22 protein-coding genes are annotated in these 24883 nt (G+C 44.9%); 8 read left to right on the top strand and 14 right to left on the bottom strand.

Features of this window, described 5'->3' with window-relative positions; all coding sequences use genetic code 11:
- Positions 1 to 146: 146 nt before the first annotated feature.
- The 3 genes from Q0852_RS17860 to Q0852_RS17850 all read right to left on the bottom strand — a co-directional run bounded on the left by Q0852_RS17860 (position 147) and on the right by Q0852_RS17850 (position 6278).
- Complete coding sequence (locus Q0852_RS17860; RefSeq protein ID WP_299020232.1) at positions 147 to 1766, bottom strand: mechanosensitive ion channel family protein; 1620 nt, start codon at positions 1764 to 1766, stop codon at positions 147 to 149.
- A gap of 264 nt (positions 1767 to 2030) precedes the next feature.
- Entirely contained in the window at positions 2031 to 5135 is a 3105-nt protein-coding gene (locus Q0852_RS17855; RefSeq protein ID WP_299020231.1) for an efflux RND transporter permease subunit, read from the bottom strand.
- A 3-nt stretch (positions 5136 to 5138) separates the two neighbouring features.
- Positions 5139 to 6278, bottom strand: coding sequence for an efflux RND transporter periplasmic adaptor subunit (locus Q0852_RS17850; RefSeq protein WP_299020229.1), 1140 nt, complete (start codon positions 6276 to 6278; stop codon positions 5139 to 5141).
- Positions 6279 to 6437: 159 nt separating this feature from the next.
- On the opposite strand from Q0852_RS17850, the gene Q0852_RS17845 reads away from it, so the two are divergent.
- On the top strand, positions 6438 to 7367 hold the full coding sequence (locus Q0852_RS17845; protein WP_299020227.1) for a LysR family transcriptional regulator: 930 nt from the start codon (positions 6438 to 6440) through the stop codon (positions 7365 to 7367).
- A 93-nt stretch (positions 7368 to 7460) separates the two neighbouring features.
- Here the strand turns inward: Q0852_RS17845 and pstB are convergent, their stop codons facing one another.
- The 4 genes from pstB to Q0852_RS17825 form a co-directional block, all read right to left on the bottom strand.
- The gene (gene pstB, locus Q0852_RS17840) at positions 7461 to 8210 is read right to left on the bottom strand and encodes a phosphate ABC transporter ATP-binding protein PstB (RefSeq protein WP_299020225.1); all 750 of its coding nucleotides are present in this window, start codon (positions 8208 to 8210) and stop codon (positions 7461 to 7463) included.
- An 18-nt stretch (positions 8211 to 8228) separates the two neighbouring features.
- Positions 8229 to 9095, bottom strand: a complete 867-nt coding sequence (gene pstA / locus Q0852_RS17835; protein ID WP_299020223.1) for a phosphate ABC transporter permease PstA — start codon at positions 9093 to 9095, stop codon at positions 8229 to 8231.
- A gap of 5 nt (positions 9096 to 9100) precedes the next feature.
- Complete coding sequence (gene pstC / locus Q0852_RS17830) at positions 9101 to 10012, bottom strand: phosphate ABC transporter permease subunit PstC (RefSeq protein ID WP_299020221.1); 912 nt, start codon at positions 10010 to 10012, stop codon at positions 9101 to 9103.
- Between the two features lie 106 nt (positions 10013 to 10118).
- The gene (locus Q0852_RS17825; RefSeq protein WP_299020219.1) at positions 10119 to 10937 is read right to left on the bottom strand and encodes a phosphate ABC transporter substrate-binding protein; all 819 of its coding nucleotides are present in this window, start codon (positions 10935 to 10937) and stop codon (positions 10119 to 10121) included.
- A 370-nt stretch (positions 10938 to 11307) separates the two neighbouring features.
- On the opposite strand from Q0852_RS17825, the gene Q0852_RS17820 reads away from it, so the two are divergent.
- Together Q0852_RS17820 and Q0852_RS17815 are read left to right on the top strand one after the other, a co-directional pair.
- Positions 11308 to 12936, top strand: a complete 1629-nt coding sequence (locus Q0852_RS17820; RefSeq protein WP_299020217.1) for a methyl-accepting chemotaxis protein — start codon at positions 11308 to 11310, stop codon at positions 12934 to 12936.
- Positions 12937 to 13055: 119 nt separating this feature from the next.
- Complete coding sequence (locus Q0852_RS17815) at positions 13056 to 13976, top strand: LysR family transcriptional regulator (protein ID WP_299020215.1); 921 nt, start codon at positions 13056 to 13058, stop codon at positions 13974 to 13976.
- Between the two features lie 69 nt (positions 13977 to 14045).
- Here Q0852_RS17815 and Q0852_RS17810 read toward each other — a convergent pair whose 3' ends face one another.
- Positions 14046 to 14486, bottom strand: coding sequence for a c-type cytochrome (locus Q0852_RS17810; RefSeq protein WP_299020213.1), 441 nt, complete (start codon positions 14484 to 14486; stop codon positions 14046 to 14048).
- Positions 14487 to 14598: 112 nt separating this feature from the next.
- Complete coding sequence (locus Q0852_RS17805) at positions 14599 to 14784, bottom strand: hypothetical protein (protein ID WP_299020211.1); 186 nt, start codon at positions 14782 to 14784, stop codon at positions 14599 to 14601.
- A gap of 54 nt (positions 14785 to 14838) precedes the next feature.
- On the opposite strand from Q0852_RS17805, the gene Q0852_RS17800 reads away from it, so the two are divergent.
- Positions 14839 to 16056 carry a NupC/NupG family nucleoside CNT transporter gene (locus Q0852_RS17800; RefSeq protein ID WP_299020209.1) on the top strand — a complete coding sequence of 406 codons (1218 nt, stop codon included), beginning with the start codon at positions 14839 to 14841 and terminating at the stop codon, positions 16054 to 16056.
- Positions 16057 to 16369: 313 nt separating this feature from the next.
- Complete coding sequence (locus Q0852_RS17795; protein ID WP_299020207.1) at positions 16370 to 16645, top strand: hypothetical protein; 276 nt, start codon at positions 16370 to 16372, stop codon at positions 16643 to 16645.
- Here the strand turns inward: Q0852_RS17795 and Q0852_RS17790 are convergent.
- The 5 genes from Q0852_RS17790 to Q0852_RS17770 all read right to left on the bottom strand — a co-directional run bounded on the left by Q0852_RS17790 (position 16626) and on the right by Q0852_RS17770 (position 21847).
- Positions 16626 to 16874 (bottom strand): hypothetical protein, encoded by a 249-nt coding sequence (locus Q0852_RS17790; protein WP_299020206.1) that lies wholly within the window; start codon positions 16872 to 16874, stop codon positions 16626 to 16628. The genes Q0852_RS17795 and Q0852_RS17790 overlap by 20 nt on opposite strands.
- 295 nt (positions 16875 to 17169) lie before the next feature.
- Positions 17170 to 17820 carry a lactate utilization protein C gene (locus tag Q0852_RS17785; protein ID WP_299020204.1) on the bottom strand — a complete coding sequence of 217 codons (651 nt, stop codon included), beginning with the start codon at positions 17818 to 17820 and terminating at the stop codon, positions 17170 to 17172.
- Between the two features lie 10 nt (positions 17821 to 17830).
- A complete protein-coding gene (locus Q0852_RS17780) occupies positions 17831 to 19261 on the bottom strand; it encodes a LutB/LldF family L-lactate oxidation iron-sulfur protein (protein ID WP_299020202.1) in 1431 nt (476 codons plus the stop codon).
- 2 nt (positions 19262 to 19263) lie between these two features.
- A complete protein-coding gene (locus Q0852_RS17775; RefSeq protein WP_299020200.1) occupies positions 19264 to 20016 on the bottom strand; it encodes a (Fe-S)-binding protein in 753 nt (250 codons plus the stop codon).
- Positions 20017 to 20152: 136 nt separating this feature from the next.
- Positions 20153 to 21847: an L-lactate permease gene (locus Q0852_RS17770; RefSeq protein ID WP_299020198.1), complete on the bottom strand. Its 1695-nt coding sequence runs from the start codon at positions 21845 to 21847 to the stop codon at positions 20153 to 20155.
- A gap of 154 nt (positions 21848 to 22001) precedes the next feature.
- Here Q0852_RS17770 and Q0852_RS17765 point away from each other — a divergent pair, with 154 nt between their 5' ends.
- The 3 genes from Q0852_RS17765 (at position 22002) to Q0852_RS17755 (ending at position 24842) form a co-directional block, all read left to right on the top strand.
- On the top strand, positions 22002 to 22904 hold the full coding sequence (locus Q0852_RS17765; protein WP_299020196.1) for a LysR family transcriptional regulator: 903 nt from the start codon (positions 22002 to 22004) through the stop codon (positions 22902 to 22904).
- 99 nt (positions 22905 to 23003) lie between these two features.
- Positions 23004 to 23399, top strand: coding sequence for a DUF805 domain-containing protein (locus Q0852_RS17760; protein ID WP_299020195.1), 396 nt, complete (start codon positions 23004 to 23006; stop codon positions 23397 to 23399).
- Positions 23400 to 23855: 456 nt separating this feature from the next.
- Complete coding sequence (locus Q0852_RS17755) at positions 23856 to 24842, top strand: hypothetical protein (RefSeq protein ID WP_299020193.1); 987 nt, start codon at positions 23856 to 23858, stop codon at positions 24840 to 24842.
- Positions 24843 to 24883 lie beyond the last annotated feature (41 nt).

Here is a 24883-nt window from a genome sequence, read left to right as displayed (position 1 = left end):
ACCAGGTGAACGTTAAAATAACTTTATATGAGTAAAGCTTGTTGTATTTTGAATGAAACGAATCTCTGACGATTATACTTTTATTTGATTTTGCCAATATATTGATTTTCTTATGTTAGAAGGGTGTCATAGTTTTCATATGTTGGTTATTTTGTTTGCTTTTCGACCATATGAAGGTGCACATCCTGCTGCGGAAACGGAATCGATAGTCCTTCTTTGTCAAAACGCATTTTCACTTCACGGGTAATATCCCAATAGACGTCCCAGTAGTCCTCGGTTTTTACCCAGGGGCGGACAATAAAATCAACCGAAGATGTATTTAAAGTATGAAGCTTGATGGTTTTTCCTGGTGAGCGCAGGACAGCCGGATGAGCGTCGACAATATCGTTCAGGATTTTCTCTGCATGCTCTACACTGTCTTTGTACCCAATACCAAAGACCATATCGACGCGCCTTACCCGTTCGTGGGTGACATTTTTAATCGTATCGCCCCAGATCTTGCTGTTAGGCACAATCAGGATCTGGTTGTCGAAGGTTTTGATTGTTGTACTGACAAGGCTCATGTGGCTTACTTTGCCGGATACGCTTCCTGCTTCAACAAAGTCTCCGACATCAAATGGACGGTAAATTAACAGCATCATACCTGAGGCGAAGTTGGATAGCGTATCTTGTAATGCAAAACCGATGATAATACCTGCGACCCCGAAACCTGTAAGGATAGGGGTGAGATCAAGGCCAATCTGCGACAAGGCAATCATCAGACCGATGATGAAAACGCCTTTGCCTGACATGGAAATGAAAAAGTCCTGCATCAACTGTGACATGCGTAGGTTTGGTGAAGAGACTGCCCGGGAGACCATTTTTCTTGTCAGGTTTTTTAAAATCCTGAAAATAAAAATGATGACAGCGAAGATAAAGATTTTAAACAGAACCTGCGGTGTGTTGTCGAGTAGCCATTGCCCTACATTGTCAGCCCAGCTTGAGAGCAGGGAAATCAGTACCTTGGGGTTGAGAATATCATCTGTCAGGTTTCCGGTAGCTTCAAAGATTTGCTGGGTGTAAGCCGTTGTGTCGATATCCATCTTATTGGCGAGCTCGACAAGAAAACGAAGGTTCTCGATATCGCTGGCAAGACTTCTCTGCGCCAGTAAGTGAAGGATTTGAAGTGATGTTTTTTCGGCTTCTGATGCGGCCTTCATCTGTTTAGCCAGTATGGCTTCCTGTTGGCTGTCGAAAGTCAGGGAGGCAGACATGAAATCCAGTCGGTGTTCGACATCTTTAACAAGTTCGGTGGTGCGCTCTGGCTCCGGAGATCCAAGTAGTTTAAGCCACTGATAGTTAACCCATTGCTCTCCCAGCATTTGGGTGTAAAAGCGGCGGGCTTCGTCCAGTGTTTTTTGCACCATCAATTTTTCTTCCTGGCTAGCCTGGTCAAGCTTTTGCTCGTCAGACGTGATTTTTTTGCCAAGGAATTTAGAAGCACGAGAGATAAAAGTGACTTGCTGTTTTACATGTTTTAGCAAGAGCGTGGTCGTTTCTTCAGTGCGGTTGTCGATTAAGTTTTTGATGATATTGCGCAGCTCATTGTTTTTATTGAGTAACTGCATTTCAACAACACTTTTAGCTGATCCGGTTTTAATTTGTGATTCTTGATAAAGTGTGGTGATTTCCTGATTCAGGATGGTTAGTTTCTGTGACAGTTCATCAGGCTGTTGGGCCATGACAATTGATGACATGAACAGCAATACAATCATCATTATGCGCATGTTACAACTTACTCCGGCTAACGTTATGTTCTACATAAAAATATTCTTATGCTCAGTTATAGGGGATTATGATCAGTTCGTCTAAGACTTGTTGAAATAAAAAGTTGTGATTGCGAAATTGCTAGTACCAGTTGGCGTATATTTTTCTGAGTTAAAGCTTGATAAAAAAGCCCATACCAAAAGGTATGGGCAAATAGCGAGTGTTTACGTTTTATTGCAATTGCAGGGTGTCAAAGGGACACAAAAAATGAATATCAACAGGTCTTAATTCGTTACCAAATCAGCCGGGTTTGCTAATGTTGCACCGGATTTTGTCGGAATACGAAAAATCATTGCGTAGCTGACAGGCAGAACAATCAAAGTTAGCAGGGTAGCAAAACCCAACCCGAAGATGATGGTTACAGCCATTGCCTCGAAGAAGGGATCAAATAGCAACGGGATCATTCCGAGCATGGTTGTGATTGCAGCCATACATACCGGCCTTACGCGGCTTACAGAGGAATCGAAGATGGCATCATAGGGTGCTTTGCCTTCATCAAGCTCTGTGCGGATTTGGTCAACTAACACGATTCCGTTTTTAATGATCATCCCGCTTAAGCTCAGCATGCCGAGGATCGCCATGAAGCTCAAAGGTGCGTCTAGCAGCAATAGTCCGGATGCAACACCGATAATTGCTAATGGGACGTTGAACCAGATCACCAGTGGCTGTCTGACTGAGTTAAACAGAACCACCGTGATTAGGAACATGAACAAGTAACCCATAGGTAATGAGCTGAAAATGCTTGCCTGTGCATCACGAGATGTTTCGTATTCGCCACCCCATTCCAGGCTGTAACCCTCCGGCAGCTTAATATTTTCAATTTTGTCGCGGATTTTACGATGAACTGAATCTGCGGTTTCACCCGAGCCCAGGATGGGATCAGCCAGAACCGTCAGGACACGCTTGCGGTCGCGACGCATGATGATCGGGTTTTCCCACTCGGTATCAAAAGATGAAACAAGGTGGGTTACCGGTACAAAGGTACTGTTTTCGGCGCTCCACACCTGTAATTTGAGTAGGCTGTTGGCATCAAGGCGTTCATGCTCAGGTGCACGGGCAAGAATAGGCATCAGGTGAGATTGCTCACGATAGGTGCCAATGGACTTGCCGCTGAAGTTGATCATTAGGGCTGTGTCGAGATCTTGCTTGCTAATACCAACTTCACGTGACTGAGCTAAGTTCATTTGAGGGCGAACAACCGTAACCTGGTTACGCCAGTTGTGGCGAACGTTTTCAGCTGTAGGTTCAGCAATCATGATCTGTTCAGCCTGATAGGCTAGTTGGCGCAGAACTTCAGGATTTTCACCATAGAAACGTGCTTCGATTTTCGCTGCCGGCGATGGTCCGTTTTCCAGATACTTGACGCGGAACTCGGCTTCCGGGTAGCTTTCGCGAAGATGAGCGGTCAGCTGCGGCATATTGGTATTTAGAAGTTCCAGGGTATCCATTTCTATGATCATCTGGCCATAGGCCTCATAGCCTTTTTCCGGAACATAAGGCAGCACAAAACGCTGGGCTCCTTGGCCGATAACCGATGTCAGGTTTTTCAGGCCAACGTCATTTTCGGCTTCGTAGCTGAGGATGTCATCTTCGACTTTCTTAACAAAGTTTTCGGTTCCACGGGTATCTGTACCTTCCGGCAACCAGATATCAACAAAGAAGATGGGCGTGTTTGATGGTGGAAAGAACACATTCTTCACATGGCCCATTCCGTAGATTGCAGCAACAAGCATTAAGATTACGAGCCCAATGCTGGTAACTCGAAAGCGCATTGCTGTGGATAGAAGGCTACGGTAGGCGGTGAAGAACCAACCTTTGTAAAGTTCCTGCGGTTCATCACTGACTTCACCGTCCTTGAAAAGAAGGTGACAGAAGAATGGGGTAATGGTGATTGCAGTGATCCAACTAATAAACAAAGAGATTAGAAGGACCTGGAATAGTGAGGCACAAAACTCACCGGTTGCATCTTGCGAAAGGCCGATAGGCGCAAAAGCAATGATGGCAATTACGGTAGCGCCAAGGAGTGGCCATTGGGTTTGTTTGACAACTTGCCCAGCAGCTTCAAAACGAGTCTGGCCACGTTGGATACCAATAAGGATCCCTTCGGTAACCACAATTGCATTATCGACCAGCATCCCGAGAGCGATGATAAGTGCACCCAACGAGATGATTTGTAACTGAATACCCAGTACGTTCATGGCGATAAAGGTACCGAATATTGTCAGCAGCAGTACGGCGCCCATCAGTAGGCCAGAGCGTAAGCCCATAAATACTAGCAGCACCACAATTACAATGGCGACAGACTCAGCCAGGTTGATCAGAAAGCCAGTGACGGAAACATCAACTACAGCGCCTTGGTCATATACCGTATTTAGATTCATACCAATCGGCAGTTGAGATTCGAGTTCAGTGATTTTGGCTGAAACTGCTTTGGATATATCAACAACATTGACGCCGGTACTGAATGAAATACCCAGTGAGAGGGCATTTTGTCCCATATTGTGGTAGAGCAGGCCCGGTGTTTCAGTTGTCGTTTTGTATACGGTGGCGATGTCGCCCAGATAAACGAGATCTGCACTGCCAGTAGGGCTGACTAGCAGACGGTTCATCTCTGATACATCGTCAAACTCTCCGGTTGGGTGAATACGGATACGGCCATCCCCAATGCGGATTTTACCAGCGTTGGAAACGACATTCTGGTTTTGTATCTGGCTATAGATGTAATTCTGATCAAGGCCAAGAGCTGAGAGTTTTTGTTGGCTGATTTCAACGACAACCTGCTCCTGAGGGGCGCCGACAACCGAGACTTTTTTGACACCTTCAATTAGCACGAGCTCGCGACGAAGATAGTTGGCATAGTTTTCCAGTTCACGGTAGCTGTAGCCTTCGCCTTGAATATTCATCAGGATGCCAAAGACATCTGAGAAGTCGTCGATAACTTGAGGCTGCATCGTACCCGGAGGTAAATCGGCAACAGTATCGTTTACCTTTCGGCGCAGTTCATCCCAGATTTGTGGCAGTTCACTGGCATCGTACTCGTCGTTCATTTCGATTTCGATTTGTGAAAGGCCAGCACTGTTGATCGACGTAATATGTTTTATTTGCTGCATTTGCTGGATAGCATCTTCCAGTGGCAGCGTTACCTCTTCTTCTACTTGTTCCGGTGATGCTCCTGGATATGGAGTGATCACCAAAGCTTGTTTGATTGTGAATTCTGGAAATTCAAGCTGTCCAAGCCCGGTAAACGAAATCCCGCCACCGATTAGCATCAGCAGGACAAACATCCAGCTGATCACTTTATTATTAATACTGTAATGAGCTACATTCATGGATTAAACGCCTCGTTCCCAGCGCAGAGGTTTAACTTCCATATTGTCTTTTATTGCAGTGGCTCCGACGGCAACGACTTGATCGCCCACATTTAGGCCTGAAATGATTTCAATCCCAGAGCTGCGGATTTGTCCAACGGTTACTGATACAGGCTCAAGCTTTTGGCTCTCAGTGTCGTAACGCCAAACTTTGGTTTCATTGGTATTGTCAGTGCGGACAAGTGCAGTCATTGGCAACACAGCAACGGGCTGTTTTACGTTGTTCATGGATGCCATGTCCAGCAGTAGTTCAGCACTCATACCTGGGAGAATATTCAGATCTTTCGGCGGTGTCAGTGTGAACACCACTTCATAGGTTTGGCTGCCGGGGCTAACCTTACTTGCATGCTCTTTATACTTAACTGGGTAGATAGAAGACTGGCCGGTAGAGCTCATGGTTGGGTTGAAACCGTTTTCTAGCGCTAGTGTTTGTGGCGTATGGAAGCGGACCATTGGGTTGAATGCGTCATTGAAAGAAATACCTTTTAGTGACATCAACAGTGATTCAGGCAGCTGAATGCTAACATCTACTTGCTCGTTACCCTGAAGGGTTAGTACAACCTGTGTTGCCTGAACATTCTGGTGGTTATCCAGATTAACCTTGGCAACCGTTCCAGAGAACGGGGCTTCAATACGGGTGTACGCTAGTTGGTCTCGGGCTGTGTACAGTGCTGCCTTGGAAGATTTCAGGGTAGCTTTGGCGGTATCGAATTCAGCTTTTGAGATTAGCTTGCGGTTGTACACTTCTTTTTTTCGTTTGAAGTCAACATCGGCGAGATCATGATTGGCCTCTGCATTCAGTAATGCATTTTTGGCATCGCGATCATCAAGCTGGGCAAGGAGCGTTCCTTTTTCAACTCGCTGTCCTTCGGTCAGATCAAGTTTGATCAATTCGCCGTTAATTCGAAATGCCAGATCTGCCTGCTGACTGGCAACTATTTTTGCAGGGAAAACACGCAGGTGGTGCGAGACATTGTCATCAATTGTCATCAGCTTAACCGGACGAATGACAGGTGATTGCGTCATGGCACTTTCGGCTTCACCGCATCCGGTCAATACCGTAGATAGCATGATTGAAATTAGGCTGAGTTGAGCCAGTTTCATTGTAGTTATTTCCTGTTGTTATATCAGTCACGAAAATATAACCTGTATTAAAGTTGCTAAAAACAAAACCATTTGGAACGCATCGTTCCGATTTTTGCAACCAAATAGGACGGTTTTTTTCTTTACAATGACGCAGATTTTTGAACAAACGGGACAGAAATGAAGACGGAAGATATTGAGCTATTTCACCGAGTCGTTGACGCTGGTAGCCTCATTCGAGCAGCTGAAATCTTTGATTTGCCGAAGTCTAACTTGAGTCGTCGAATTAAAGCCTTGGAAGAAGAATTGAACATTCAGCTTTTTCAGCGGCATAACCGGGCTATGCAGTTAACTGAGGCCGGTGAAAAGTTTTATGAACGAACCAAGACTATCCTGAATGATTTGGAGCAGAGCATTCAGGAGATTACCGCGCCAAGGTATGAGATTTCAGGTCACTTACGGGTACAGCTGCTTCCGTTACCGAATATCGTTGAAATCGGCAGGATGATATTTAAGTTCATGGATTTATACCCGAAGGTCAGCGTTGAAGTCACCATGAGCTCGGAAGAATCAAATTTGGTTGAAAACCATATTGATGTTGCCTTGCGGGTAGGGGAGAAGCTGGAAGATTCCAACCTGATCGCACGTCCGCTCACGTCAGCATCTTTCGGGTATTATGCAACACCAGAGTATATTGCTAAACATGGTAAGCCGGTTATCCCGGAAGAGCTCAAAGCCCATAATTTTATTCGCTATCGTTTCCCAAACGGACAGATTTTAAATGAGCTTCCTATGGAAGAAGGCGAAGCGATTTTAGTATCCGGCAACCTTGTTATGAATAGTGTGCCGCTCATCATGGAAGCGTGCCTGCAAAACCGTGGCGTGGTGTTTATTCCTGAGTTTCTGGCCGATTTTTATATCGAAAAGGGGATGCTGGTACAGTTGCTTGAAGATCAGGAGCCAGTCATGAGACTTGGTTGGCTGGTATATCCTTCTCGTAAATATCTGTCGCTTACAGTCAGAACCTTTATTGATTTTATGCTGACCGAGATTGAGAAAATGCCAATGTGTGGACATCTTGAAGCGGATGTGCGGGGTATGGCGGTATAAAAAAGGCCCCCTCAAAAGAGGGGGCAATACTTACCATCGCTTTTATTATTCGCTGACTGACGGCTATGCGTTGAGGAAGGATTATGGTTTCGCTTAGCCGAAATCACCATTTACATAACCACGGGTACGGTCGTCACGCGGGCTGTTAAATAGTGAATGAGTATCATCGTGCTCAACCAGTTCACCCATCAGGAAGAAGGCGGTGCGGTCTGAGATGCGTCGTGCTTGTTGCATCGAGTGTGTGACGATAACGATCGTGAAGTCTTTCTTTAGTGACTCCATTAAGTCTTCAATTTTCTTGGTTGCAATCGGATCAAGTGCAGAGGTTGGTTCATCCATCAGGATAACTTCCGGCTCCATTGCAATAGTACGAGCGATACACAGGCGTTGCTGCTGACCACCGGACAGGCCGAATGCGTGTGATTTCAGGCGGTCTTTCACTTCATCCCAAAGAGCTGCGCCACGCAGTGATTTTTCAACCACGGTATCTAACTGTTTCTTGTCACTAATTCCCTGAGCACGTAAACCGTATGCTACGTTTTCATAGATGCTCATAGGGAACGGGTTTGGTTTCTGGAAAACCATCCCGACTTTGATACGAAGCTGTGCCACATCAATGTTGCCGTAAACATCTTCACTATCCATGGTCAATTTGCCTTGGATTTTTACGCCTTCAATCAGGTCGTTCATACGGTTAAGACAACGCAGCAGGGTAGATTTCCCACAACCGGATGGACCGATAAGTGCTGTTACCTGACGGTTAGGAATAGGCAGGCAGATTTTCTTCAGTGCCTGATTTTCACCATAGTATAGGTCTAGGTTTTCGATGTTGAATTTGTTCATGTTTCTCTTCCTCAAAAATTAGTAAGTCGCGGTATTGAATCGGCTGGCGATAAGTTTGGTAATCATGTTAATGACAAGAACAATCATGATCAGAATGGTGGCCGTTGCATAAGCCTGGTTCCATTCATGGATGGTGTAGAGTTCCTGCGTCAACTTGTACAGGTGAACGGTTAGCGTACGGCCAGAGTCAAGCATGCTCTCCGGGATACGCGCTACCATACCTGCTGTCATGAATACCGGTGCAGATTCACCAATAACACGACCAACGCTGAGGATGATGGAGGTTACGATACCAGGCATAGCACTTGGCAGAATAAGTCTCCAGATTGTGTAAATTTTTGAAGCTCCTAAACCATAGGAACCTTCACGGTAGGTTTGAGGTACCGCCATCAGAGCTTCTTCAGTAGTACGGATGATGACCGGTAGTATCAGGATACTTAGTGTCAGCGCACCTGACAGGATAGAGTAGCCGAAGCCCAGAACGACAACGAAGAAGGTCATACCGAACAGACCGTAGATAATCGACGGAATACCAGCAAGAGATTCGGTACAGAAGCGGATTATTTTAACTAGACGGCTACCGACTTTTGCATATTCAGTTAGGTAGATAGCCGTCATGATACCTAGCGGAGCTGCAACGGCGATGGAGGCCGCAACCATATATAGGGTTGAGACGATCATCGGCCAGATACCTGATTCCTGACCAATGGTGGTGTAGTTACTGGTGATGAAATTCCAGTCAACGTGTGCCAGGCCATTGCTCAGAATGTACCAGACAACCCACAATAGAAAGCCAACCGTGATAGAAGCAGATAGCCAAATCACACCCAGTGAAATTTTATCTTTTAGCTGCTGCTTACCAGTATTTTTAAACTGTAAAGACATAGTGATTACCTCGCACGCTCACGGTTCAGATAAAGTAGAGCGGCATTGAGCATCATGATGAAGACAAGTAAAACAATACCGGTAGCATAGAGTGCACTTGCGTGGACGCCGGTTGCGTAGGACATTTCGATTGCGATGTTAGCGGTTAGGGTTCGCGCAGAATCCAGAAGGCCTTCAGGCATGGCCGGGGAGTTACCCATTACCATGATAATGGCCATGGTTTCACCCAAAGCGCGTGCAACACCCAGGATAACGCCGGTCATGATGCCGGAACGTGCAGCAGGAACGAGCAATTTAAAAATGGTGAACATGTGGGATGCACCAAGCGCCAGCGAACCTTCTTTGTAGCTACGTGGTACCGCTCGGATTGATGTTTCCGATACGGTAATTACTGTTGGCAGGATCATGACAGACAGGACGATGACACCAGCCAGGATAGTGTTACCAGCCGGAACGGCGAATACGTCCTGAATTAGTGGAACGATGATAACCAGGCCGAAGAAACCGTATACAACAGAAGGAATACCGGCAAGCAACTCGATCATCGGACGGATCAGGTTAGCAAGGCGTTTAGGGGCTACTTCAGCAATGAAAATGGCGGTCAGAACACCGATTGGTACACCGAGTACAACTGCTCCGGCAGTTGAAACAACGGATGCGACAATCATTGGGGCGATACCGTAAAGGGCTGGTGGCAACCAGTCCATACCAAATACGATACCGGTTATACCTGATTGAGCGAAGGCGTCGTAACTTTCCCTAAAGATGAAATAGCCAATAGTTATTAGCGAAAGAATGCCAATTGCGGCACTCGATAAAAATAGGTACTTAAAGAATATTTCGCGCCAATCAATTTTATCTTTGGCTTTTAGCGAAGATCTTTTAGTCGGATTTTCGATATTATTTGCGATGGTCATAATTTTCACTCCAGATATTGATCAAGCATTGGCTTATTCAGATATCGAGGAATCAATAAAATCCGGTCACCGTCATCAACGATGACCGGATAAAGTATCAGTTGAATTACTTAACAGAGATGAAGCCTTTCTCTGCAACAATCTTTTGCGCTTGTGGAGAGTGAATCCACTGTAGGAATTCTAGTGCAGCTTTTGATGGACGTCCTTCTTTATAAACAACCAGGAAGGGACGTTGAACACCATACTCACCTGATTTTATAGCATTAACTGAAGGCTTGTGGTTGTCGATAGCCAATGCTTTGACTGAGCCATCTACAGAACCAAGAGAGATGTAGCCGATAGAAAATGGATTGTTAGCAACAATTGTTTTCAGCTGCCCGTTGCCGCTTGCAACCTGTGCGCGCTGAGAAATGGCAGACACTTTTATACCGTTAATTTTCTTTTTCAGTTTCATGATGTCTTCGAAGGCACCACGAGTACCAGAAGCGGTATCACGAGTTGCTACAACAATAGGTTTATTCTCACCACCAACCTGGTTCCAGTTAGATATTTCACCTTTGTAAATTCGTGCAACTTGTTCTTTAGTTAGATTTTCTACTGGATTGTTGTTGTGAACGACAACTGCAATGCCGTCACGAGCGATAACAACTTCTTTAATATTGCCTGCTTTTTCTGAAGATTTCAGATTTCGAGAGCTCATTGCAAGATCTGATGAACCGTCATGTGCAGCGCGAATACCTGCTGAAGATCCTGGGCCCTGAACTTCGACAACGACATCGTTAATTGTTGAATAGGTTTCACCAAGAACTTCCATGATTGGTGATACGGAGCTTGAGCCTACAACCGAAACGGTTTCATTTGCGACTGCAGTATTAAATACCATTGAACCTGCAAGGGCTAGTGCACCAATAACCTGTGTTTTCATTTTCCTAATCCTTAAAAAGCTGGCTTTATTGCCAATAGGTTTGAATGAACGATGCCAAGATTAGGAAAGTAATATGACAATCATGTTTCAGAAGTTTGAACACTCTATGACGATGCTCATTGATGCTTAATGACTGGCTTGTTTGGTGAAATGTTAACGTTACAAGCTGCTTATAATGTGTGCTGATGAGTTGGGTGTTTATATAGCACAAGTGAATCATTATTAATTCTAAGTGTAGGATTTTTAGAAGAAAAAGCGACTTCATTTTTTGTGGACATTTATGTGATCTGGATCTATATTGTGCACTCTTTAGTCAGTCTGATTTATCAACTGTATTTTTGCAGATATAAAAACAATTCCTGAGGCTTGAATGCAATCTTCACTTAAAAATTTGTCCATCCGTTATCAGGTTTTGCTGCCTGTAATGTTGATGGTTGTGGTTTTATTTACCACTTTGATGCTCACGAAAAGCAAACTTGATGCTGAACAAAAGGTCATTACTGAAAGCACAAATTCATTGGTTGAGTATAAAGATACGTTGGCCCAAATTGATGATCGGGTTTATCCGTTACGAATAAGTGCGGTGTATGCTATTTATGATGCTTCCCGTCGTGATAGCTTTCAGGGTGAGCTAAATGTAGCAGCAAAAGAGATTGCTCAAGATCTTCGGCAGCTAGAGCAGGTTGATGAATTTAAGAATCAGGCTGATCAAGTTAATTCTGCAATTCAAGATTATATCGATTACTCGCAACGTGCGGTCGTAACACTAAACCAGCATGATCGCGGTGAATTGTCGGAGCAAGCTTTTAATAACTTTATTTCTAAGTACCGTGCTGTTGGTAGCAACATGGTTGAGTCGATTAATCTTCTTTCCCAGCAGATTAACGCATATACATCAAAAAGTCTGGAGCAAAGTGCAGAAAACAGCCAGAGCATGATGAATAAGGCTACGCTTTCAATTTTAGTTGTGTTTGTTTTTGCTATTGTTGTTGCCTGGTGGATGTCAGGCCTGGTTGTTAACCCGATCATTAAACTGCAGTCCGTGATGCGTGAAGTGGCTTCAGGTAACCTGCGAGTACATGCAGAACAAGATGGCACAAATGAAATTGCTCAGTTAAGTAGCGATGTTAATCGTACCGTTCAGCAGCTGCACCAGACGGTTGATGCTCTGATCCGTATCAGTGAAGACGTGGCTTCTGCATCAACAGAGCTGGCGGCAGTAATGACTCAGTCTGAAGCTAATGCTCAGCAGGAACACAATGAGATTGATCAGGTTGCCTCTGCGGTTAACGAGCTATCAAGCACGGCCGAAAATGTCAGTGACAATGCGACAGCAGCAGATACGATGGCGAAGCAGACTGATGAGTTGGCCCGTGAAGGCTTGAGCATTTTTGAGCAAAGCAACGCGGCAAGTGTTCAGATGAACCAGACTCTGACAGAAGCAGCAGATGTTGTAACGCGTCTGAAAGAGCAGTCTGAGCAAATCAGTAAGGTTATCGAAGTTATTCAAGGCATTTCAGAGCAGACTAACCTGCTGGCATTGAATGCGGCAATCGAAGCGGCGCGTGCAGGTGAATCCGGCCGTGGTTTTGCGGTGGTTGCAGATGAAGTTCGTATGCTTGCTGCGCGTACGCAGTCGTCAACTCAGGAAATTCAGACGATTATTGAAGAGCTGCAATCACAGTCTAATAATGCGAATGAAAGCATGCAGTCTAGCCTTGAAATGCTTGATCGCAATCAGGTGCTGGCGACTCAGGCGAATGACGCTTTGGTTGGTATTACTGAGTCTGTCGTACAGATCAGCGATATGAACACTCAGGTTGCGACTGCGGCCGAGCAGCAGTCTCAGGTGACGCAGGATATTAACCGAAATGTCACCAATATGTCAGAGATTGTCAACCAGAACGTTGCCGGTATCAGTCAGAGTGCGACAGCCAGTAACGAACTTTCGCAGTTGGCAGAAAAACAAAAGCATCAGCTTTCTTTCTTTAAGATTTAAGCTGGCTTAAAATACGAAAAGTAAAGGCCTGTCTATGACAGGTCTTTTTGTTTTTGGCGCAGAGTCAAAAACCAATATAGTTTGAAAGTAGATTGCTAGATCCAAAACCGAAGGTATCCATGCTAAAAAAAGCCCAGCAAATGGTTGTTTTTAATGCACTGACCAAGCAGCAGAGCTTCACACGTGCTGCACAGTTACTTGATATTTCCAGAACTCAGGTAAGTAAACAAATACAGCAGTTGGAAGAGCGATTGGGAACCCAGTTGGTTCAGCGTACTACACGGTCATTTTCCCTAACTGAAGCTGGCCGCCATTTTGCTGTTCATTGCGCCAATATTGTTGATGAAATCAATGAGGCGGAAAGTGAATTGTTAGTTGATTCAAATAGTCTACAAGGGGCATTGCGGGTTGGAATTGCCCAATCCTTTGCATCGAATCATATTGGTCCATATATTTCAGAGTTCCATGAGCAATATCCACAGCTCGATCTGGAAATGAGCCTTTTTGATCATCGTGTCGATCTCATCTCGGAACAGCTTGATCTGTGGATTGGTATTATGGATTCGCCCCCTGAGGGGTTTGTTGCGCGTCATTTGACAGACTGTCAGTTTGTATTGGCTGCAAGCCCGGACTATTTGGCTAAGCATGGAGTGCCGTATCATCCGCAGGACTTAAAGAACCACAATTGTATTACTTATTACAGCCGTGAGCGGAAAGATACTTCATGGAGCTTCTGCAAAGAGAGTGAAGGTCTGCAAGTGAAGGTAAAGGGAAACTATCGGGTGGATTCAGCTGACGCTATTCGTGATGCTACGCTGGCTGGGAATGGTATTGGTTATCTTGCTACATATTTGCTCAAGAATGAGTTTAGGGAAGGGCGACTGATCCGCCTGATGCCGGATTGGCAACTTAATCAGCATATGCCGTTATATGCGATTTATCCCCGTCATAAGTTCTTGCCGGCTAAAGTTAAAGTTTTTATCGATTTTGTTCGCGAGCATATAGGGGAACCGGCGAACTGGGATCGTGATTTGTTTTGATCCTGTTTACGTGGCAATTGCAAGCAGCATGGAAAAGCAAAGGCTTTTTCATGCTGCTTGATTGAAGTTCTAGTGATAAATAATGTAGTTAGTCTGCGTATAGGGTTCAAGCTCATACTTGGACTCAAGGAAGGTAATTAAATCCACTAGTTGGTCGACAGTCATCACGTCATTGTAAATCGGCATTACAGATTCGCCGGATACCTGAATTTTTTCAACATCATAGCCTTTTGCGATTTGGTGAGACGGGTTAATTACGGATGTCACCAGTTCCGCATATGTCTTCAGGCTTTGAACCTTCCCGCCAATACTTACGGAAAGCTGATCTTCAGAGGCTTCCGGTCGCTCATAACCTTCCATAGTATGACAACTCAAACACTGCATGTTCAGGAAAACCTGCTCACCTTGTGTCGGATCGCCAGGTGGTAGGCTAAAGCCTTGCGGCCCCTGTTCACAGCCAGTGAGTCCGAACATAAAAAAGATCATTGTTAGTATTAGATGTTTTTTCATGAAATCACTCCGTATTAGCATATTGCCAGCAAGCTGTTGGAAACCCAGTAATGAGTATCTTATTGACAAGTGTAGAGGATGATTTACAAAGCATCGGCGAAATAGCCATAAATTAAACAGGGCTAATAGTGTGATCTTTATCATTATTATCAACAACTGTAACAACAGTATCCCGCACGGGAACTAATATGCCGATTTCGTTTGCTTTGACGATATTTTCAGCATGTTTTCGTGTTAATGTATCAAACCTGTAAATTTGCATAACATTTTGAAGCTTGTCACAGTTTTTAAAATCCATAAAATGCCGCCGCAATCGTTTTACTAAAACACTAACTAACATTGGAGAATGACCATGGGGCTTCTGGTCAGCATCTTAGGCATTGTTTCACTCTTTGCGGTTGCAATTTTATTTTCGGAAAATCGTCGTGCGATCAGCTGGCGTGCTGTTGGCGGGGCGTTCGCTATCCAGATTGTGTTCGCAGGTTTTATTTTGTATGTACCTGTTGGACGTGAAGTTCTGAACACAGTGTCAAATGCCGTCTCTGGTGTTATCGACTTCGGTCGTGTTGGTTCTGAATTCCTGTTCGGTGATTTGGCGAGGTTTAAGATTGGCTTTGTCTTTGCCGTTAACGTATTACCGACAATTGTATTCTTCTCTTCATTAATCGGCGTACTTTATTACGTTGGTGTTATGGGGTGGGTGATCCGCGTTATGGGCGGCGCGCTGCAGCGTATGCTTGGAACGAGCCGTACGGAATCTATGTCCGCGACTGCAAATATTTTTGTTGGTTCTGTTGAAGCGCCGCTGGTGGTTCGTCCATACCTTGCAAAAATGAGCCGCTCTGAGCTATTTGCTGTCATGGTTGGTGGTCTGGCATCTGTTGCTGGCGGTACACTGGTGGGTTATGCGGGGCTTGGTGTTGAAATCAGCTACCTGATCGCTGCAAGCTTTATGTCTGCTCCTGCTGGCCTGATGATGGCGAAGATCCTGGTTCCACAGACAGAAGAACTGGCTGAAGAACCTCAGGTTGATGATGAAGACGAAAGTGCACCAGTTAATATTATTGATGCAGCATCTCAGGGTGCGCTAAGTGGTCTGCAAATTGCGATGGCTGTAGGTGCGAGTCTTCTATCTATCATTAGTTTGATTGCATTGCTAAATGGCGGTCTGGGTCACCTTGGTACTTGGATTGGTATCGAAAACCTAAGCCTGGAACTTCTTTTCGGTTACATTTTTGCACCAGTGGCATGGCTGATCGGTGTGCCTTGGTCTGAAGCAACAGTGGCAGCAAGCCTGATTGGTAAGAAGATCGCTGTAAATGAATTTGTTGCTTTTGCTGACCTGATGGAAGTGAAAGATCAGCTGAGTGAACACTCTCAGGCAATCGTTACTTTTGCTCTATGTGGTTTTGCTAACCTGACTTCAATCGCTATGCTGATGGGTGGCCTTGGTGGCGTTGTACCAAGCCGTCGTCCTGATATTGCACGTTTGGGTCTGAAAGCAATTTTTGCAGCGACACTGTCAAACTTGATGAGTGCAACGCTAGCGGGTATTTTCCTGTCATTCTAACGGGAATAGTTTGCTAATCTTTGGTTACTTATAGCCAGTGACAGAAAAGACAAAACAGAGAGCTTCGGCTCTCTGTTTTTGGTTTGGAGGCTGAAGAAAACCCAGCAACGCGGGTATTCTTAGCTATTGCATCTAAGACCTAAGGACAAATGTAATAGTAGCGCTCTGGAAACAGTGAGCATGTCTTAAAAGTGAGAAGCTAATTATCCCGACCTATTGCAAATCTCTTTTTCGTAATAACAGCTTGCTGCTGGGCCATTGTTTCATTTAGGATTTCATTCGGTATTTCGTTTCATCAGAATAAGAGAAGAATATGAAGTCTCCCGTCGATAAATTATTGCAGAATCATCAAAATCTGGTTCATTCCGAAGGCGTGAAAGTGACATCCCATATTCAACGTGAGGAAGGGGAGTGGATTCTTCATATTCTGATGATTGAAGGCTGCGATGCGCCATTTAAATTCAAACGTAAGAAAAAATACAAAAGCCTGAAAGGGGCAAAAGTAAACATGACCTACTACCCGTCAATAGAACAGGTTGCTGGATTTGAACTCGAAGTAATGAAAGTCGTTAGGGTGAAACTTTATTGAGGCCTGTATCTTCTGTCATTGGTGCATTGTTGATATGTTCATCTTCCTCTGAAGCTATTTGGTTACTCACTGTTTGAGTCGTGATTTTTTCGGTCTGCGGTTTATGACAGAATGCACAAGTTTGGAGGTTATACTCAAGAACATGGATTAAGGTTGCATTACCGCAATGCTGGCAAGTTCCAGAAAAGTTTAGCGTGTAGCTTTTTTCGGTATCGTGTTTATCCGACATAGTAAATTCCTTTTCTTTTTGAACTTCCTGGCGGTTCTTGCATATGCATATTAATGCGCTTTTCTATATTAATTAGGTTAGGCTAAAAATCGCGTAATGTGATTTTTGTCTACTTTTGATTTTCTTGTTTTTTCTTCTTGACCATAGCAACTTATCTGCACGTCTTCGGCTGGTTTTGTATAGCGTTAATCGTTAAAAAATGGAAAATGCGCTCACCGAACACCGGGAGCGCTTCAAGCTACAGGGGATTGGATATATGAACAAACATCATGAATATTAAAAGAACCTCCTTGTGTTACTTATCCTCTATCAAAATAACGATTAACTCTTTAGGCCCGTGGGCACCATAGGCCAACGTTTGTTGAATATCAGCCGTTTTTGAAGGGCCGGATACCAAAATCGCGTTGGTTGGCATTCCGATATGCCATGATTGTTTTTGTATTAATTCGGCAAAATTGCTTATCAGCGTCGAGCGTTTAATCAGTGCAATATGGGTTGGCGGTACTAAGGACAACGTCCGTGGCTCGTCAGTACCCGGCCATAAAATGAGTGTACCTGTATCGGCAATCCCTGCCAGGCAGTGGGTGATACCAGCATCAACCTGTCCGAAAAGATCGTTTTTCCACTCAGTAATATCGCGGTCAAAAACGATTGATTCATTTTGTTGCGAGGCTTGTTGTATCTTTTGGATGAATTCGCCGTCGGAACCGATTGCAATACGGTTAAGCTGCTTGGAGCTAATAACTTCATTTAAAACATTTTCAAGTAGTTCGGCTTTGGTGCTGATGACCTCGGCGTGGCTTGCGACGAGCCCTTCGACGAAGCGCTGTTCGATATCCTGTTCAGAATCTGATTGCCAGGGATGATAACAATGATCATCAGAGCTGAGCGGATGGGCGCCGGCTTCACGGAGGCGAGACAGAATAGTTGTACGGGCAGGGTTCATAGTTCTCTCCTTATTTCCGCGATTTGATTAGCTGGTGCAGGGTCTTACTGGCAGGCTTTGGTGCTGTTCGGCACTGAGTCCACGGGCCAAGCTTGCTTGGTATCAGAGCTTTTAACTTGGTAGCAGCGAATGTTCCTGTGTGGTAAAGCGATGGATGAGTAGCGGCATAGGCAAAACCTTTCATTGCCATTTTTTCTGCTTGATTGGCAGCTGCTGCCTGACCATCAATTTCATCGTTGCCTGCTTTCGGCGGATTTTTTGCTTCGTAGCGTAGCCGTTGTAGTAACTCAGGGATTGGAATCCTAACAGGACAGACTTCGCCGCAGGCTCCGCAAAGGCTGGAAGCTGTAACCAAATCTTTAGTTTGTTTTAACCCCATCAGGTGAGGAGAGATAATTTTGCCTATCGGGCCGGGATACACGGTACCGTAGGCATGGCCTCCGACTCGGGTGTAAACCGGGCAATGGTTCATGCAGGCACCACAGCGGATACATTGCAGCGTTTTACGCATTTCCTCGTCACGGTAGGCTTGTGAGCGACCATTATCAAGCAGTACCAGGTGCACTTCTTCCGGGCCATCGAGCTCGCCTTCGCGTCGAGGAGAGCTGATCATATTGAAATAAGTTGTGATTGCCTGACCTGTTGCCGAGCGAGTGAGAGCGCTGTAGAGAGGCGGAACATCAGATAGAAACTCCACGACCTTTTCGATGCCGGTTATTGCGATATGGACGTTAGGCACCGTGGTACACATTCGGCCATTGCCTTCGTTTTCTACCAGGCAAAGGGTACCTGTTTCTGCAACCGCAAAGTTGACACCGGACAGCCCGATTTCGGCATCGCGGAATTTTTCCCGCAATCTGGAGCGACCGGTCTGGATCAGTGAATCAACGTCAAGGGTAGGGGTGAAATTATCGAGGTTATGTTCGAAGGTATCGCTGACTTCCTGCTTATTTTTATGGATAGCCGGCATGATGATATGGGACGGTTTGTCACCATCAAGCTGAACGATATATTCGCCCATATCACTCTCAAGGCATTCGATACCGATTTTTTCCATTTCGTGGTTGAGCTCAATCTCTTCGCTCACCATTGATTTGCCTTTGACAATCATTTTTGCACTGTGCAGGCGGGCGATATTGGCAATAATGAAATTGGCCTGCTCGGCATCTTCGGCCCAGTGAACCTGGATACCGTTGTTCTTACAATTTTCTTCCAGTTGTTCCAGCAGATCAGGCAATTTACTCAGGCAGCGCTGGCGGATAGCTTCGGCTACATCCCGGATATTTTTCTCTTCATTGCTATCGGGGAATGCAGCCCGGCGTTTGTCACGCAGGTAGTCCATTGCTCCACGAAAGTTTTGTCTTAGCTGTTGGTCTTCTAAAGCGGATTTGGCTTGCTGGTGGAAGAACTGTGGTCCTTGACCGTTTGTTTGATCAGTCATGGTTATTTCCCTCCTGTTCTTTCCAGTAAAAAGCTGGCAAGGTGGCGGCCATGCATTGACTTGCCCTGATATTCGAGAGCGCCGTTGATATTGAGTAGGCACCCCCAGTCTGCGCTGACAAGCTGATCGGCTTTGGTATCTGAAAGGTGGCGGGTCTTGTCCTCGACCATTGCCTGACTGATGTTCGGGTGGCGCACAGCAAAAGTACCGCCAAAGCCACAGCATTCGCTTTCGTAGGCTTGTTCCCGTAATTCGACGTTATCGAGCTGGTTGAGAAGCTCTGTTGCAGTAATGTGAACATTCATTTCCCGGCGGGCTGCGCAGGATGTATGCATAACAACAGAGGTTGCTTCACCGGTGTCAGTTAATTTGACTCGGCAGACATTGACAAGAAACTCGGTTAGTTCAAAAACACGGTCGCAGAAGCTGTCGACCTGGTGCTGGTTGTGGTCTCCTTTGAACAGGCGACGATAATGATGGTGCATCATACCGCCACAGGAGCCAGAGAGGACGATAACAGGCCAGCTTTCTTCAAATAGTGCCATTTGACTCAGGGCAACCTGCTTGGCTTCTTCGTCATAGCCGGAGCTGTAAGCCGGCTGGCCGCAGCAGGTTTGTTTTTCGATGAAGATGACCTCGAGTCCCTGCTGTTCCAACAGCGTTATGGCATCAAGACCGGCTTCCGGATCGAACATATCGATCAGGCAAGTTGCGTAAAAGTATACTTTCTCCGGCTTGGCAGGGTAGATTCGCATCTTGGACTCCTTGAAAGCAGTTGACTATTTCATCCGGCAGGCAGAATGCAGGTTACCAGTCATTCTGTTGATCCTTGCCGAATGAAATAGCAGTGTTGCTAATCGTTATTTGCTCACTTAATTATGGGCTGTGTTATCACTTCGTCATCAGGGCATCGGTGATATGGAAGCCATAGATGATAGACAGACCAATCAAACCGGTGACAACCAGGTAGTAGAATGTCGGGATAACCGTCTTGCGCAGGGTGGCACCTTCTCGTCCAAGCAGGCCGACAGTAGCGGATGCGGCTACCACGTTGTGGATGGCAATCATGTTACCTGCAGCTGCTCCTACAGCCTGTAAGGCAACAACCGCGGCACTTGAGATCGTCAGGGTTTGAGCAACTTCAAACTGGAACTGGCTGAACATCATGTTTGATACGGTATTTGAGCCCGCGATGAAGGCACCCAGCGCACCGATTGTTGCACTCAGTGCTGGGAAGAAATCACCGACAAGGTCTGAGGCGAAGTTAGCTGTTGTTACCGGCATACTGGCAAGGTCAGCGGCGTTAACACCGGAGTTGATGAAGATACGGACCATCGGGATAGTGAATACTAGTACGAAGCCAGCACCAATCAGTGTTTTACTAGATTCGCCGAAGGCTTTAACCAGAGGCGCAGCTTTACGTGATTGCAGCAGTACTGCCAGCAATGCCACGAATACCAGGATACCACCAGGTAGGTACAGGGGCTGAATAGCCGCACTAACACCGGTTTCTCCCAGGATGTTGCTAAATGACAGGCTGATACCAACGAGGAACCCTTTGAAATCAGCACTTACACGGCTGGCAACCAGTATTACAGCTAGCAGTACATACGGAGCCCATGCCAGCGCCATGTTCATTGGCTTTTTCTCATCCTCGCTTAGGTCCATTTTCAGAGAACCCAGCCACTCTTCCGGCCACTTGTCTTCACTTTCAAAGTCCCAGTGGTTCTTTGGTACTAGGAACTCTTTCTTAGCAGCTACAACCACGATAGCCAGACCTACCAGTCCACCGATCAGTGACGGGAACTCAGGCCCCAGGAAGACACCGGTCAGGGCATAAGGAATGGTGAAAGCAAGACCGGCGAAAATTGCAAATGGCAGGATTTCGAGCCCTTCTTTCCAGCTCTTGTTCTTACCGAAGAAACGGGTCAACATCATTGCCATCAGTACGGGCATCAGTGTACCGACAGTTGCGTGGATCAGTGCAACATTGGTGGTGATCTGTTGCAGGTAGATATCCCAGGTTGAGCCGTTAGCAATCAGGGATTCAGTAATATTATGAGTATCTAGGCCTTTGTTAACGCCAACAATGATAGGTGTGCCGACTGCACCGAATGATACCGGTGTGGACTGAATCATCATACCCATCACAACAGCAGCCAGTGCCGGAAAACCGATAGCGACTAAAAGGGGAGCGGCGATAGCTGCTGGCGTACCAAACCCTGAAGCACCTTCGATAAATGAACCGAAGCACCAGGCAATAATGATGGCCTGAACTCGGCGGTCGGTGGATATATCGGTAAAACCGCTTCGGATAGTGGCAATCGCACCTGTGTGTTTGAGGGTATTAAGGAGGAAAATGGCACCGAAAACAATCCAGAGCACAGCGACTGTTATGGCAAGTCCTTGCAGGGTTGAAGCGAAAACTCGAGTTACTGACATGTCCCAGAACAGCAGGGCGATGCCAACAGTAAGAATAAAGGCCACGGGCATAGCTCGTTTAGCTGGCCAGTTCAGGCCGACCAGTAGAACCGCAGCGACCACTATGGGTGAAAAGGCGATTAACGCTAGTAGAGTTTCATTCATGGTAGTACTTCCTTCGTACAGATGTTTCTTGTCTAGCTTTCTAAGGGTTGTTATGGATTGTAGGGTGCTTGTTAACGCTGTGTGACATTAGCGCTTTATTTTTTCGTGATATAGGGAAATAATGAAAAAGATTAATTCCAAAAGTTGATAAATCATGGCGAAAACAGACGACTTAATTCTCTTTGCTCAGGTGGTTGAGTGTGGTTCATTTAGTAAGGTTGCAGAACAGAACTCCCTTACAAACTCAGTAGTTAGCAAACGAATAGCCCGGCTGGAAGACGATCTTGGGGTACAACTTTTGTACCGTACGACGCGAAAGTTAACGGTTAGTGAAGCAGGAAAAGTTTTGTATCTGGGTGCGAAAAATGTGAAGCAGGCAGCAATTGAAGCTATCGATGCGGTGAGTGGTTATGGCGAAAAAGTCAGCGGACATGTCAAAATATCTGTACCGACGATATCTGGAGATTTGCTTTTGGCTGATGCTATCGCTGAGTTTTGTACTATGCACCCGGGTATTACAGTGGATATGTCTCTTGATAATCGGTTCGTCGATTTGGTTGAAGATGGTTACGACTTAGTGATCCGTACAGGTTATTTAGAAGATTCAAGTTTGGTTGCGCGGCATATTCTCGACTCGCAGTGGGTAATTTGCGCCGCCCCTGCATATATTACTAAGTATGGCAAACCGAATACACCTCAAGGTTTGGTCAATCATAACTGTCTTCAATATGCCTATCAGACAACAGGCGCATCTGAATGGGAGTTTATCGGGGAGCAAGGAAATTATATCCAGAGAGTGAGGGGTAACTTTTCGACAGATAATGCTGGGGCTTTGAGAAAAGCGGCACTTGGTGGTTATGGTATTGCTTATGTACCGCGTTGTCTTGTTTATCATGATTTCATCGATGGTCAATTGGTTGACTTGTTTCCTGATCAAGTCGGCAAAAAGCTCGGTGTATATGCTGTTTATCCATATACGCGTCAGCCATCACAAAAGATTCGGTTGTTAATTGAACACATTCGTAAGCGTTACCTGGAAATACACTATTATTTTTAGGTGCTAATAGTAATTTATTGAGGTTGTTCAACTAAAAACAAAGCTTTTTTTGATTTAATGGATATAATTGTCAAAATATATCAGTAAATAGGTAAAGAAATGAATTGGTATCTTCATGTCCTAAAAAATTATGCTGTTTTTAATGGAAGAGCCCGTAGAAAAGAGTATTGGTACTTTTTTTTGATTAATGCAATTATCAGTATTGTGTTGAGTTTTGTTGATAACGCGTTGGCAACGCCTGGTTCTATAGAAGGTGCAGGTCTTATAGGTTCTATCTACTCATTTGCTGTACTCATTCCTACGATTGCTGTTGGTGTTCGTCGCTTACATGATACCGGAAGAACAGGGTGGTGGATGTTAATCGCTTTTATTCCGTTAATAGGTGTGCTGATCTTAATATATTTCTTTGTTTTAGATGGTAATTATGGAAGTAATGAATATGGGGCTAATCCCAAAGAGATAACAACAGATACTGAAGGCCACTTTAAGGTTTAATAACCATAGCCTCCATACTTGTATTATTCCGTATGGGTGTTAAGAGTTAACATTTCAATAAGAGTTAAGGCTGAAGTAATTTAGCCTTTTTTAATTAAGTCATATGCTTAAGGTGATAAATCTTATCATTGAGAACAGTAACCTATTATTTCTAGGGAAAGCAAACACTATTTTGCGTAAGTTGCTCAAAATAATAGTGAATGTTCAATATTTCTGAATTCTGATAATTGTTAATAACCTTCCTGATTGCATCTACAATTAATACCTGACTGATAATTACTCACTAATAAGAGTAGGGTGTCAGTCCTGTTTATTGTAATGAGCAGTCTGTTTTTTATTCCTTATTTAAATTATGTTTATGATTGGCAGCTATGGCTAGAAATATTACTTGGTAGATTGTTTTATTTCAGTTGGCGGAAATTGAATGATGCCACAAGTGTTTCGTGGAGAATCGTAATGAAAATGAACAAGGTAGCGTTATCACTCTTAGCAGCATGTATTGGCTTTTCAGGATTGTCTTTAGCATCAGAAAGAGAATACTCCTCTTATGAAAGAACCGATGAAAGTAATGAAGACCGGATAAAGAAATATAAACGTGATAAAGACCATTACAGGAAATACCATCCAGAAGTTAAAGATGCTGGGCGATTAGCTCTTAATTTGGTTGGTAGAGGCAATATGTACGAGAAAGAAGTGCCGGATGTAACGGGAGATGATCAACCGGATATGGCTTCTTGTTTTGATGTTGATCTGAAAAATATTGAAGACGGAAAAGTAATTGGTACAGCGACAGATTGTCTTTCTGAAATAATGGAAGAAGGTGAGGGGCTTAAATTAATTGGCACCACATTTTTTAACTTGCCTGGAGGGAAAATCGTAACACGTGGGTTGACAACCGTTCAGCCTGTACTACAAGATACGACTACTCCGGATGGTGAGGAGATTACTCATATCACCGGAGCCTCTGGCGATAAAAATAGCATTATAAAAGCGACAGGAAAATACCACGGCCTTATCGGTACTGTTCGGTTGTCTGGAATGGTGAACCTTGATGATTTTGCCGGTGTCGACACACCTATTTACTTTGACTGTCTGTTCGTCATCGATCTGAAGAAAATAAAGGGTAAACACCCATATTGGCACAAATGGTATAAAGACCAGCATTCTCCGAATTTCTATAATGCCCATTACGGTATAGAGGACGATGAGTCAGAGAATCCATACCAAGATACGGGAGATTTCGGAGACTCTTATGATGATGGTGAGGTAACTGATCCGGATGAAATGACGGATGATTATGAAGTTACCGATCCGGATGAAATGACAGATGAATACGCGGTAACTGATCCTGATGAATCATATGACCCATATGAAGCCACGGAATCAGATGAAGAGTCCAGTGACGATAAAGATGACTCTGTTTATTCAAATTATCGTTATTAGTATCTTTCTATAATTTCTAAATATAAAGCCACCGCCTGAGT

The sequence above is a fragment of the uncultured Photobacterium sp. genome (genome assembly GCF_947502415.1).
Lineage (GTDB): Bacteria > Pseudomonadota > Gammaproteobacteria > Enterobacterales > Vibrionaceae > Photobacterium.
Note: the sequence above shows the minus strand (reverse complement) of the source record. Positions and strands in the feature narration are given on the sequence as shown.